This window comes from Novacetimonas hansenii JCM 7643, assembly GCF_000964405.1.
Lineage (GTDB): Bacteria > Pseudomonadota > Alphaproteobacteria > Acetobacterales > Acetobacteraceae > Novacetimonas > Novacetimonas hansenii.
This window is the reverse complement of record NZ_BANE01000139.1, coordinates 14,327-27,392: the sequence shown is the minus strand read 5'-3', so window position 1 is coordinate 27,392 and position 13,066 is coordinate 14,327. Positions and strand designations below refer to the sequence as shown.

The window sequence follows — 13,066 nt, the reverse complement described above, 5'->3', positions numbered from 1 at the left end:
TCCTGCTCCTGCTCCTGCTCCTGCTCCTGCTCCTGCTCCTGCTCAAGGAGAACCTGCAGCGGAAGATACGACAACCCCATAATCCATATATTCTGAGTATTTCGTATATTTTTAAATTTACATATCCAATTAATATACCACATGATTTATATAATACTTAAGTATATGCACTTCACATCCAATTAAATATATATAATGAATCTATAGCATTCACAATACATGCTGCGGCGACAGTAATTATGAATCCTACGGACTGATCGACCAGTGAATGCGAGATGATATTCTCCCGACCATTCCATCCAGAAGCCATAGGAACACGTAAAGGGAATAGACTTTCTCCACTAAGGCGCATGGAAAACACAGCCCGCAGGTTTTGTAACAGGCCCTGATTATCGCCCAGATACCGATAAACTGAAAACCACTTTACCATGCCGCCATTCCGCTCACTTCAATCATCATCCCACTTCACCGATGACATGACCTGATCTGCTGGTGAAAAAAATCATCAGCTTCGGTCATGGCATGCGCCGAAATCTTCGGTGACAGATGATCAAATGCTTCATGGGCATAGGCGAATTCATGCGCCACCAACTGATCCAGCACGGCAGGCATCCCGACCAGGCGTGTTTCACGCGTTTGCGCCTTGGCACGGATCAGATCATCAATGATTTCGACTGTGCCATGTTCAAGTTCGCATTCACGCAGCAGGGAAGGAAAGTGCATCGGCACGACATTTTCCGCCGGATGCAGACGTAACCAACGCAGGGCAATCGCCGGACGCAGCGCATAAAACAGTTTCTTCAGCCGCATGTCCTGCCCCTGTCCGTTGCAATTCCGGTTATATTGTTTCTCACCCAGATGCAGGTAGTGCCGTGCAACAAGGGGACGGCTACAGACCCGATGCGCCAGGGCCATGAACTGTGTCTGGAAGGTCGTGTCCATCCCATAGATAATGGGAGAAGACAGCCACTCCATGACCACCACATTTCCCTTCAGCAGCAGGCGGACAGCCTTGGCCAGATCCCAGCCATTGACATCAAGTTCCTGCGTGAGCGGGATTTCGATGACATCACGCACGGGCCACAATGACAGATACTGCGCCATTGGCCTGATGAAGATGAACCGGCAATCATAATCACTGTCGAGGGAGGGAAAGCCCCATGCACGACTACCGCTTTCAATCGCCAGCGGGATGATGACGTCATGCTCCGCCCGGATCGTCGCAAGCGTCCGGTCGATATCCGTCAATGCGGTCTTACAGAAACTTTCGGGGATGGAGCGAAGCCATTCCTGTGCTTGCGTCATGTTCATCAGGCCAGTTCTGTATTTTCAATATATCTTTTGGGGTCAGGCGCACATCCTGCGCGCCGACGCGTGGTCCGGCAGGGGAGGCACGTCGTCGTCAGTATCCTAACATTATATTTCGCCATATGTTTTTGAATATAAATAACCGATATCCCCGGTTCAGGTATCATCGTCTGTCTTATATGCATTTGCCCACAGTTGGGTGGATGACAATCGCCATTTTCATATTACAGTTGCAATGACACCAGTATGAAAGAGGCCATTCATGCAGATCACGGCAATCAGTGATATCGATGGACAGTGTAGCCGCAGGGGCGCTGACATCCTGCTCGAAATTCTTGAAAGCGAGGGCGTCAAATATATCTTTGGCAATCCCGGCACGACGGAACTTCCGCTGATTGACGCCCTGCAGAAACGTCCGGACCTGCAATATGTGCTGGCCCTGCAGGAAGCCAGTGCTGTCGCCATGGCTGATGGTTATGCGCAGGCGGCGGGACGGCCGGGATTTTTGAACCTGCATACGGCAGGTGGTCTGGGCCATGGCATGGGAAACCTCCTCAACGCCAGCGTGTCGCAAACCCCTCTGGTTGTAACGGCGGGACAGCAGGATTCCCGCCATACCATCTCCGACCCCCTTCTGTTCGGGGATCTGGTCAGCATCGCCACCCCGGCCGTCAAGTGGGCGCAGGAAGTCATGCATGCCGATCAACTGCCGGTGTTGGTCCACCGTGCTTTCAATGACGCCATGGCGGCCCCGACCGGGCCTGTCTTCTTGTCATTACCCATGGATGTCATGGAGGAAATGAGTACCGTTTCCGCAGCCCCCCCATCGCGGATCGAACGTTGCTCCATCGCTGGCGGCCTGCCGGAACTGGCGCGGCACCTGGCGCAGATCGCACCAGGACGGCTGGGAATTATCGCAGGGGACGAAGTTCACGCCGCGGGGGCTGCGGCACAGGTGGCCGCCGTGGCGGAACTTCTGGGGGCACCGGTCTTCGGCTCCTCATGGCCGTCACGTGTTCCCTTTGCGACATCCCATCCCTTGTGGGAAGGCAACCTGCCAACACGGGCCACGGATATCGCGGCAAAGCTGGGAGATTATGATGCGATCTTTGCACTGGGTGGCAAATCGCTGATTACCATCCTGTATTCCGAAGGGTCTGCTGTGCCGCCGGGGTGCGCGATCTATCAGGTCTCGGCAGATATCGGGGATCTTGGGCGCACATTTTACACGCCACTATCGCTGGTGGGACATATCCGCGCCTCGCTCGAAGCGTTCCTGCCTTTGCTGGCCAGGGAAATCGAGGGGCGTCAGGATGTCTACGCCTCTGCGCGGGAAAAGGTCACGGCGCGTAACCGTGATCGCCGGAACGCGGCATTATCCATTGCACGACACAGGATGGAAGACCCCGTCATCGCGCCATGTGTCGCAGCCTATGAGGCGGTGCGCGCCATCGGGCCAGACATTGCCATCGTTGATGAAGCCATCGCCACCTCATCACACGTGCGCTCTTTCCTCAACAGCGACTGGCCCGCGCAGTACTCCTTCCTGCGCGGCGGTGCGCTGGGCTGGGGGATGCCGGCCGCCGTGGGCGCATCGCTTGGTCTGGGGCGTGAACCTGTCGTCTGCCTGGTGGGGGATGGGGCCTCTCTTTACTCCCCGCAGGCAATCTGGACCGCAGCGCATGAGAAGCTGCCGGTGACTTTCGTCATCATGAACAATCAGGAATATAATGTCCTGAAGGGCTTCATGCGGGGACAAACGCACTACGTCTCCACCCGTAACGGCAATTACCTTGCCATGGACCTGAACGACCCGGTCATAGATTATCAGGCGATGGCTACATCCTATGGCCTGTCGGCATGCAGGATTACGCGGGCAACCGATATCGCCGCCGCCATTCAGGCTGGGATCGCATCGGGTCGCGCCAATGTGGTGGAAATCATGATCCGGGCTGAATAACCATGACATGATAACCATGACATGGGGGGGGGCAGGCGCTGCATGCCGCCCCATACCGGGCCACAGGATGCCATTTGATACGCCAAACCCCTTAATCCTGTTGGGTAATACGGGATATCCCCGATATGATGGAAGGCAGCTATTTGAAAAATAGGCTTTCCATGGATTGTGAAATCCCCCATTGCGTTATCAGCATGGCATATCGGGCGACATGGACACCGCCAGAAGAGGTGATGACAGCCATTTCCAGTCGCGTGAAAGCCGCGCCACACGCGGGTTGCGCAAGGAGATTGTAAGCTGCTTCACCACATGGAATACCTGTTCCAGCATTATGGATATGGCGTAATCACCCTGATCGTCATGCTGGAAAGCATGGGATTGCCCCTGCCGGCAGAAACGCTGATCATCTCCGCCTCGCTCTATTGTGCGGCGACGCATCACATGGATATCGGCTGGGTTGCCGTGGCGGCCATCGTGGGCGCGATCATCGGCGATAATATCGGCTATATCATCGGGCGCATGGTCGGAATACCATTGCTGCAACGCTATGGCGCGCGGATCGGCATGACCCCGGATCGCCTGTTGCTTGGCCGGTTCCTGTTCCGTCGCCATGGCAGTGAAATTGTGTTCTTTGGCCGTTTCATCGCTGTGGTCCGTGTGTTCGTGGCCCTGCTGGCCGGTGCGAATCACATGACGTGGCCACGTTTCATGATCTTCAACGCGGCAGGCGGCATCTGCTGGGCTGGTGGCTATGCCATGCTGAGCTACTATCTCGGTCACAAGATCATGCAGCTTTCCGGTCCCGCCAGCGTCATCGGGGCCGTAACTGTTGTCATCGGGGTGGGAGGATGCGCCATTTTCCTACGCCGCAACGAAAAGCGGCTGACGGATAAGGCATTGCAGGAAGCCCGCCAGGACATGACTGACGACACCCAGAAAAACCCTTCGCAAAAGATACCGTGAAAATACCGATTACGATTTATCTTCGACGTCATGATGACTTTATGTTACCTCAGGTAACATGAGCCAGATGCATATCAGGTTGAAAATAATCACAATCTTATCGTTCGCGAGACTCTTATGACGGCTCCGTTTCCACCGGCTTCAACACAACATCCGCTGGCGGTCATTACCGGCGGGGCAGGGGGGATCGGTCGCCTTGTCATCGAAGGTCTGCTGACTGCCGGATACCATGTAATTGCGTTGACGCGACAGGGGAGTGTCCCGACACTGGAACACTCCCCCGGCATCACCAACATCCGCTGTGACCTTGGGGACCCGCAGGCCATCGGATTGGCGACGGACCGGATCAGGTCATTTGGCGCCCCCGTGCGGGCACTCATCCACTGTGCGGGGGTCATCGTACCGCAGACCGTCTCCGACCTTGATGACGGGGCAATCAGGGAACAGGTGACGGTCAACCTGCAAACCCCCATCATGCTGACGACACGACTGCTGGACCTGGTGCCACGGGGCGGCCATATCGTCTTTGTCAATTCTATGGCTGCGATCGTTCCCCTGGGGGGGAGCAGTGTCTATGCCGCCACGAAATTCGGGCTGCGTGGCTTTGCCCTTTCCCTGCGGGAGGAGGTCCGGTCACGCGGCATCCATGTTTCCTCCATTTTCCCTGGGGCCGTGGATACGCCCATGCTGCAGAGGGAAATGCAAAATGGAGGGTCCGCCCTTAATTTCGTGACCTTACCGGTACCACCACAACACATCGCGACACTGATCCTGCGCGCCCTGCGTCAGCGGAGCCGGGATGTGTTCGTCCCTTCATCTGACGGGATTTTTGGCCAGCTTCTACTGATTTTTCCCGCCATCTGGCAAAAACTTCTGCCGGTCATGCTATGGATGGGGGAAAAAGGGCGGCGCAAATACCTGCGTGAACGCAAGGATGAAACGACCCCAACCTAAAGACACCCAATCATGACATGAAGGCGGGGATCAGGCGATAACATCGATCATGCGCCGCACGGCATAGATATGGGTGGATGCCCCCAGAACCACCATGACGTGCCACAGCGCGTTGGAGAAAGGCAGCTTGTCGTAATTATAAAACAGCGTGCCAATCGAATAAAAAACAAGGCCAAGAATAATCAGGACAAGCACCTGCCACGGCAGGTGCCAGAAAACCGGATCTGGACACAAGAAAAACATCCATGCGACCACCAGATAGGGAATGACCTGATATTTCTGGCTTTTTTCAAACCAGAACAGCTTCATCCCCATACCGGCAAAGGCCACGATCCATAACAGCACGCAGAAGTAGAAGCTGCGCCATCCATGTCCCCCGATAACGATGAAGGGCGTGTAGGTACTGGCAATAGCGACAAAGATCATGGCCTGATCAACCCGCTGCAACCCGCCCTTGATGCGACAGGCCGGACAGAAATTATATGCTGCCGAGCATATGCATACGAGGATCAGGCAGGTGCCATAAAGAACAACCGACTGCCGCACCATCCAAGTGGCAGTATGCGGCACCGAGGCCCCCAACCATCCTGCACCGGCAATCATGACGGCCACCCCGACGACATGCACGATAAGGTCAGCAACACGTTCAAGCAGGGTGTAAGAGGGGAAGCGGGCTTTTATACTCATACCCGGCATTATATCGTAAATATCCCTCATCCGTGGACGCGGCAGCCATGCAGCACATGAATGAGAAAAAGTATGATCCTGTTGAAAATGATTATCCCCGGGCATTCCTGATTGGGCGGTGATATGTCTTTTCAGCACGGCATGATCCGAAAGGCTGGTTGGAAATTTGTGGCCAGTAACCTACCCGGGCATGTTGGAAATATCGCACATTGATGATCGCGACCGCGAGATGAATCATGGCAGCGAACGGCCTGTCAATCTTCTCGCGCTACCTGACGATGCACTCGAACTCCCAGAGCTTGCAGAAGCAAGCTCTCGATGAGAATGGAATGCTTTGGGCAGGAGTTTATCGAGTTGAACACATATGGCATCATCTGGTCAGTAGATCATTGAGCGCCCTGCCGGCCAAAATTCATTTTGAATTCGCATCAAAAAGTAAATTCAAAATGAAATTTATTCTTAATTATTAACAAATTTTAAAATAACAAACATATTTTATATATTCCCAAAAAAAATACCGAAGAAAATGCATTTATTATGTTTTTATATTCAAGGAAAAAATCTGCATCAAACCGAAATTATAGAATATTTCTCCCTACATCCTGACACTCCCATGAAAAAATCTTTCATGTTCATAAACAACGGATAAATCCATTTGCCGCATCGGCGATCATAACACTTATGAACCGAATTGACCGTATCCCTACAGGCAGGCTACGTTCGTCTGGACATAATCCATCTTAATGGCGACACCAGAGTAAAAGGTTCCATATTCATGAATTTTCGTTTTGATACAAAAGGATACCGGTCCCTGCTTCTTGGCTGTGTCGCCTCCCTTGCATGTGTTACGTCCGGGTGGGCCGCAGACCGTCTTCCCCCCGGACAGGCAGCACAGGCACCGGCGGTTTTCATGCCACAACCAATGCCGGACAGGCCCACGGCCTTCCGCTCGGCCGCAGGTATTCCGGGGCGTGCTTTCTGGCAGAACCGCGCGGATTATTCCATCCACGCCACAATACAGCCAGATACGAAAAGCCTTTCGGGGCAGGAAACCATTACCTATACCAACAACAGTTCCGATGCGCTGGATGTCATCTGGCTGAATCTGGAACAAAACGAATATAAGCCTGACTCACGTTCACAATATGCTTCGGAACGTTTTTCCACCCCGCGCACCGATGGCGTCCAGATTGAAAAAGTTATTGTAGAATATAAGGGTGTAAAGAAAGAAATCACCCCGATCATCAGCGATACCCGCATGCAACTGCGCCTGCCTGCCACCTTGCGGGGCAAGGGGGGGAAATTACGCATCCATGTAACATGGCATTACGTCATTCCCGGTCCATGGGGTGGGCGTACATCTGTTACCCCAAGTAAAAATGGGGATATTTACGAAATCGCACAATGGTATCCCCGCATGGCGGTATATGACGACATCCGGGGATGGGATACTGCGCCCTATCTGACGCAGGAGTTCTATCTTGAATATGGAAATATCGACTATCGTGTAACGGTACCCTGGAATTACACGGTTGTGGGGTCAGGCACGCTGCTCAATCCCGGCGCCGTCCTGACCGCAACCGAACGACAGCGCCTGTCACAGGCCGCCCACAGCGATACACGCGTCCTGATCCGTACCGCACAGGATGTCACTGATCCGACCAGCCATCGTCATGACCATGGCGACATGACGTGGCACTTCCGTATGGAAAACACCCGTGACGTGGCATTTGCCGCATCCCCGGCCTTTGTGTGGGATGCCGCGCGGATGAACCTGCCTGACCATGGGGTCAGCAAGGGTCCGCACCTTGCCATGTCCGTCTATCCCACAGAGGGGATTGGTCCTGATGGATGGGACCGATCCACCGAATATGTGAAGCACGCGATCGAATATTTTTCGGAACAGTGGTATCCCTATCCGTGGCAGAATGCGATCAACCTGGGCGGTCATGGGGCAGGGATGGAATATCCCGGCATTGTCTTTGACGGCATGAAGGACCATGGGCCACAGCTATTCTGGATCACCACGCACGAACTTGGCCATGGCTGGTTCCCCATGATCGTAGGATCCAATGAACGACGCAACGCCTTCATGGACGAGGGATTCAATACCTTCATCGATGCCTATGCGTCCGATCATTTCAACCATGGTGAATTCGCCCCCAAGAAGGACAATGAATTCGCCCCGCTGACGGGTATCCCGGCTGATGATATTGTCCCGCTCCTGCGTGACAAGGATGCCCCCCCGCTGATGGTGCCATCGGATCTGGTGCAGGAGCGTTATCGTCATCCGGTCACCTATTTCAAAGGGGCCTATGGGCTCAAGCTGCTGCGTGAACAGATTGTCGGGCCGGAACGCTTTGACCGTGCTTTCCGACGCTATATCGACGTCTGGGCCTACCATCACCCGACGCCATCGGATTTCTTCCGGTTCATGAGCAGCGAAACAGGCGAGGATCTGTCATGGTTCTGGCGCGGATGGTATTTTGAAAACCGTGCGCCCGATTATGCCTGCACCGGCATTCATGCAACGTCCGATGGATACCGGATCAGTGTGCAGAACAAGGGCAGCCTGCCCATTCCGGTGACAATGCTTCTGACCTATGCGGATGGCTCGACCACGCGCCAGACCATTCCTACCGAAACATGGTATCAGCATACAGCCATCGACCTCCCGATCAAAACACAGGGTTCGCTGCGAACGGTGACGCTTGATCCCGACCATGCCATTCCCGACATTGATCGCAGCAACAATACCCTGCACACTCCCTGAACAGGGCTGGCGAATACACAATCGATTTTATCGCAACGCGCTCTGGTAGAGGGCCGGGCGTATAATACGGGGGCCATTCGACAGGAATGGCCCCCTTTTTCATGATTTCGATCCGCATGTTACGCTGCGCAAACAGTGATCCAGACGGCCTGGCGGGATGGACCGGCATAAGCTGTCTCGCGCCATGCCACCATCTCGGCAAGGGATGCCGCATCCCCCGATTGACCCTATCATCCCATATATAATCGCAACCTTTGGCGCGTCACGGTCTTAAAACCTGTAACGCCCCCGCATTTTCCGCCACGATGAAAGGCTATGACCAGACATCATGATACCCCGTAAATGCGCCGGTCCCATCCATGTTCCCCTTTCACGCCGCCTTGTCTTGCAGGCAGGGGCGGCGGTGACGGGACTGTTGAATACCCCATCGGCCGGGGCAGCAGGTTTGTCCGCACAGGGCCGGGATCACATGAATCCGGTCACGCATGACATCATGCAGCATGACGTGGATATCCGCCTGACAATCAATGGCACTTCCCATCACCTTGCAGTTGACACACGCACCACGCTGCTCGATCTGCTGCGTGAGCATCTGCATCTGACCGGCACGAAGAAGGGATGTGACCACGGGCAATGCGGTGCCTGTACTGTCCTGCTTGATGGCAAACGGGTTCTGTCGTGCCTGTCGCTTGCCGCATCACATGACGACGCGCAGGTCATCACCATTGAGGGCTTGTGCAAAGAAGGGCACCTGCACCCCATGCAGCAGGCCTTCGTTGAACATGACGGGTTTCAGTGCGGATACTGCACGCCGGGACAGATCTGTTCGGCGATCGGCATGCTGCGTGAATGGAAGGCAGGTTTCCCCAGCATGGTTACTATGGAACGTAGGGAACATCCTCCCCACCTCGACCCCGCGGACCTGCGCGAACGCATGGCAGGCAATCTGTGCCGGTGCAGTGCCTATCCCAATATTCACGCCGCAATCATTGATGTCGCGCGACATTCCACATGAAACCATTTTCCTATGTCCGTCCCACCACAACCGAAGCCGCGACACGCGAAAGGGCAACAGGGGCCACGCTTCTGGCCGGTGGTACCAACCTGCTTGACCTGATGAAACTGCAGGTGATGCAGCCCGACCGTCTGGCAGATATCAACCGTATTGCACAATTACGCGGGATTACGACCGATGGCGCGGGTAACACGCATATCGGTGCACTGACCACCAATGCCGACGTGGCGGCGCACCCCCATATCCTGCACCATTATCCCGTACTGTCCCATGCCATCGTGGCGGGGGCATCGGGACAGATCCGCAACATGGCAACCACTGCCGGCAACCTGATGCAGCGGACACGATGTGTCGCATTTTACGACCGGGCGGCAGCATGCAACAAACGACATCCCGGCAGCGGGTGTGCCGCAATGGAAGGTGCCAACCGGATGAACGCCATCATTGGTGGTAGTGAGCAGTGCATTAGCGTTCACCCATCCGACATGGCCGTGGCGTTATGCGTGCTTGATGCACGGGTATGCACCCGGCGGGCAAACGGGCAGGGACGTGAAATCCCCATCGCTGACTTCCATCGCCTGCCCGGCGATACACCACATATGGAAACGGTGCTGCAAGCCGATGAAATGATCACCTCGATCATGATCCCGCCCACGCCGATAGGGCGACAGACCTATCGCAAGGTCCGCGACCGGGCCTCCTACGCGTTTGCGCTGGTTTCAGTCGCAGCCATAGTGCAGGTTCGACAGGGATATATACAGGAGGCCCGTTTTGCCTTTGGCGGCATTGCCCCACGGCCATGGCGCATTGGGACGGCCGAGCAAGCCCTCATGGGACAACAGCCCACGCCTGCAATCCTGTCGCATGCAGCTGATATTGCCCTGACGGGTGCCAAAGGCCATGGCGACAATGATTTCAAAATTCCCCTTGCCCGACGGACACTGATGCAGGTTCTGACCATCCTGTCGCGGGAGGATGAACATGACTGACCTTCCCCCCGGATCATCCGACCAGATTTCCTCTGCGATCCCGATGATCGGCGCGGGCATACGCCGTGTGGAAAGCACACCGAAAGTAACGGGGCAGGCCCGCTATGCCTATGAACTGGATGCGTCCACACTGGGCGCAGCTGCCAACCCGCTTGTGGGGGTTATGGTACTGTCAACAATCGCCCGAGGACGTATCACTGCCACCCTGACCGCGACAGCACGGGGCATGCCGGGGGTCCACCTCGTCCTGACCAGTGATAATGCCCCACCCCAGGCCCCATGGGGACCATTGCGCGCCAAGGACCGATTTGCACGTGCGCAACCCGTGCTGCGCGGTCCTGATGTCCATTATTATGGCGAACCCGTGGCCCTTGTCGTGGCGGATACATTTGAACAGGCACGCGCCGCCGCGATGGCCGTCGATGTGCGCTATGACAGCGAACCACATGCGGTGGTACTCGACCCCATTACCGCGAAAGAGCCGGAATTCCTCAATGGGTTCAAACCCGCCCATACGGATTATGGCGATTTTGATGCGGCTTTTGCCAGATCCGCCGTCAGGGTGGATACGGTTTATGAAACGCCACACCAGAACCATGCCCAGATGGAACCCCACGCCACAACGGCGATGTGGCACAAAGACGGCCTGATTCTGCATACATCCGCACAAAACCTTGTATCAATCCAGATGGGCATTGCCGCAACCCTGCAAATCTCGCCCCATCATGTGCGCGTCCTCAGCCCATATGTGGGCGGCGGATTTGGCGGCAAGCTGCCATATTTCGCCGATGCGATCCTTGCTGCACTCACCGCACGCATGCTGGGCGCGCCCGTCAAGGTGGGCATGACACGCACACAGATGTTTTCCGCAACCACCCACCGCACCGCCACCCGCCAGACAGTGCGCATCGGTGCGGACCGGACGGGCCGCCTGTGCGCCATCTGTCATGATGCACTGTCACATTGCGCCTCGTTCGATAATTTCGTGGAGGACACAACCACCATCACGCGTGGCCTGTATCGTGCGGACGCCATACGCACGGATGCACACCTCAATCACCTTGACCTGCCACGTTCAGATTCCATGCGCTCCCCCGGTGATGCAGTCGGTATGGTCGGGCTGGAATGCGCCATGGACGAGCTGGCGCACGAACTGGGGATGGACCCTCTCGAACTTCGTCTGCTCAACGATACTCCCACCGACCTGACCGCAAACAGACCCTTCAGCAGCCGACATCTACGACAATGCCTGAAAGAAGGGGCCAGGCGTTTCAAATGGACAGCCCGCAATCCCCGGCCAGGGCAGGTAAGGGAAGGGGAGTGGCTGATGGGTATGGGGATGGCATGCGCGATGCGCTATAACCTGCTCAAACCCTGTCAGGCGCTGGCACATATTGATGCGCGGGCGAACCTGACGGTTCAACTGGCGATGACCGATCCCGGAACCGGCACCCAGACCATTCTGACACAGATCGCCGCAGGCACAATGGGGCTTCCCCTCACGCAGGTCCGTGTGGAAATGGGGGACACGACCTATCCCCCCGCACCGGGTTCGGGGGGATCATTCGGGGCCGAAAGCGCGGGATCAGCCGTCCTGCGTGCCTGCGAAAATCTGCGCACCCTGTTACTGGAGGCATCCATCCGTGATGAACACTCCCCCCTGTATGGACAGCCGATGGAGGCCATACAGCTTGACGCAGGCAGCCTTCACGCGGGGGGACGACATGAATCCCTTTCCAGCTTCCTGGAACGCGTATTTCCCCATGGCATGCAGGCTCACGGCGAAATCACGGCAGACCCGAACTCCCTGAAATGGTCGCAGGCTTCGTTTGGTGCGCATTTTTCCGAAGTTGCCGTTAACGCCATAACGGGCGAGGTACGGGTGCGCAGGATGCTCGGCGTTTTCGCATGTGGCCGCATCCTCAATAGCCGTACCGCGCGTTCGCAACTTCTGGGGGGTATGATATGGGGAATTTCAAACGCACTGCACGAAGAAAACACACCCGACCCACGCACGGGGCAATTCACGGCCCATGACCTTGCGAATTACCACATCGCCACCCATGCTGACATGCCTGATATGGAAGTTGTCATGATCGCGGAAGATGAACCGGTTTCCAACCCACTGCATATCAAGGGGCTGGGCGAAGTCGGGATCTGTGGCGCGGCAGCGGCAATTGGCAACGCCGTATTCAATGCCACGGGCATACGCGTGCGCAACTTTCCCATCACGATTGACCGGCTGCTGCCACATCTGCCGGAAATGCCAGCCTGAGTCATAAAGGACTGTTAAAAAATAAATCGCACCAGAAAAGTATTTTGTTGAAAACTCCTTACGAAATAAATGATTTTCTGATCACTACATGTCGGTATTAAAAAAGGGGGCACGCAATGACGTGCCCCCCTTTCATGCGATA

Annotated in this window: 9 protein-coding genes; 7 read left to right on the top strand and 2 right to left on the bottom strand. The window is 55.6% G+C overall.

The window, feature by feature from the left end; genetic code table 11:
- Positions 1-465: 465 nt before the first annotated feature.
- A complete protein-coding gene (locus B7G66_RS10345; RefSeq protein ID WP_048859163.1) occupies positions 466-1,305 on the bottom strand; it encodes a nucleotidyltransferase domain-containing protein in 840 nt (279 codons plus the stop codon).
- A gap of 265 nt (positions 1,306-1,570) precedes the next feature.
- On the opposite strand from B7G66_RS10345, the gene B7G66_RS10340 reads away from it, so the two are divergent.
- The 3 genes from B7G66_RS10340 (at position 1,571) to B7G66_RS10330 (ending at position 5,185) form a co-directional block, all read left to right on the top strand.
- Positions 1,571-3,268: a thiamine pyrophosphate-binding protein gene (locus B7G66_RS10340; protein ID WP_003620014.1), complete on the top strand. Its 1,698-nt coding sequence runs from the start codon at positions 1,571-1,573 to the stop codon at positions 3,266-3,268.
- Between the two features lie 309 nt (positions 3,269-3,577).
- Positions 3,578-4,231, top strand: coding sequence for a DedA family protein (locus tag B7G66_RS10335; RefSeq protein WP_003620016.1), 654 nt, complete (start codon positions 3,578-3,580; stop codon positions 4,229-4,231).
- A 117-nt stretch (positions 4,232-4,348) separates the two neighbouring features.
- On the top strand, positions 4,349-5,185 hold the full coding sequence (locus tag B7G66_RS10330) for an SDR family NAD(P)-dependent oxidoreductase (RefSeq protein ID WP_003620018.1): 837 nt from the start codon (positions 4,349-4,351) through the stop codon (positions 5,183-5,185).
- A gap of 30 nt (positions 5,186-5,215) precedes the next feature.
- Here B7G66_RS10330 and trhA read toward each other — a convergent pair whose 3' ends face one another.
- Entirely contained in the window at positions 5,216-5,872 is a 657-nt protein-coding gene (trhA, locus tag B7G66_RS10325; RefSeq protein ID WP_040511952.1) for a PAQR family membrane homeostasis protein TrhA, read from the bottom strand.
- A gap of 775 nt (positions 5,873-6,647) precedes the next feature.
- Between trhA and B7G66_RS10315 the strand changes: the two genes are divergently transcribed.
- From B7G66_RS10315 to B7G66_RS10300, 4 genes are all read left to right on the top strand, one after another.
- Entirely contained in the window at positions 6,648-8,645 is a 1,998-nt protein-coding gene (locus B7G66_RS10315) for a M1 family metallopeptidase (RefSeq protein WP_003620024.1), read from the top strand.
- 328 nt (positions 8,646-8,973) lie between these two features.
- Complete coding sequence (locus tag B7G66_RS10310; protein ID WP_003620025.1) at positions 8,974-9,660, top strand: 2Fe-2S iron-sulfur cluster-binding protein; 687 nt, start codon at positions 8,974-8,976, stop codon at positions 9,658-9,660.
- On the top strand, positions 9,657-10,649 hold the full coding sequence (locus tag B7G66_RS10305; protein ID WP_003620027.1) for an FAD binding domain-containing protein: 993 nt from the start codon (positions 9,657-9,659) through the stop codon (positions 10,647-10,649). Before B7G66_RS10310 ends, B7G66_RS10305 begins: the two co-directional genes overlap by 4 nt.
- The gene (locus B7G66_RS10300; protein ID WP_003620029.1) at positions 10,642-12,924 is read left to right on the top strand and encodes a xanthine dehydrogenase family protein molybdopterin-binding subunit; all 2,283 of its coding nucleotides are present in this window, start codon (positions 10,642-10,644) and stop codon (positions 12,922-12,924) included. The genes B7G66_RS10305 and B7G66_RS10300 overlap by 8 nt, the downstream gene beginning before the upstream one ends.
- Positions 12,925-13,066 lie beyond the last annotated feature (142 nt).

What these genes read in the sequence shown, in the direction of transcription:
- B7G66_RS10345 (WP_048859163.1), bottom strand. Translation starts at nt 1,305, where the DNA reads ATGACGCAAGCACAGGAATGGCTTCGCTCCATCCCCGAAAGTTTCTGT.
- B7G66_RS10340 (WP_003620014.1), top strand. Translation starts at nt 1,571, where the DNA reads ATGCAGATCACGGCAATCAGTGATATCGATGGACAGTGTAGCCGCAGG.
- B7G66_RS10335 (WP_003620016.1), top strand. Translation starts at nt 3,578, where the DNA reads ATGGAATACCTGTTCCAGCATTATGGATATGGCGTAATCACCCTGATC.
- B7G66_RS10330 (WP_003620018.1), top strand. Translation starts at nt 4,349, where the DNA reads ATGACGGCTCCGTTTCCACCGGCTTCAACACAACATCCGCTGGCGGTC.
- trhA (WP_040511952.1), bottom strand. Translation starts at nt 5,872, where the DNA reads ATGAGTATAAAAGCCCGCTTCCCCTCTTACACCCTGCTTGAACGTGTT.
- B7G66_RS10315 (WP_003620024.1), top strand. Translation starts at nt 6,648, where the DNA reads ATGAATTTTCGTTTTGATACAAAAGGATACCGGTCCCTGCTTCTTGGC.
- B7G66_RS10310 (WP_003620025.1), top strand. Translation starts at nt 8,974, where the DNA reads ATGATACCCCGTAAATGCGCCGGTCCCATCCATGTTCCCCTTTCACGC.
- B7G66_RS10305 (WP_003620027.1), top strand. Translation starts at nt 9,657, where the DNA reads ATGAAACCATTTTCCTATGTCCGTCCCACCACAACCGAAGCCGCGACA.
- B7G66_RS10300 (WP_003620029.1), top strand. Translation starts at nt 10,642, where the DNA reads ATGACTGACCTTCCCCCCGGATCATCCGACCAGATTTCCTCTGCGATC.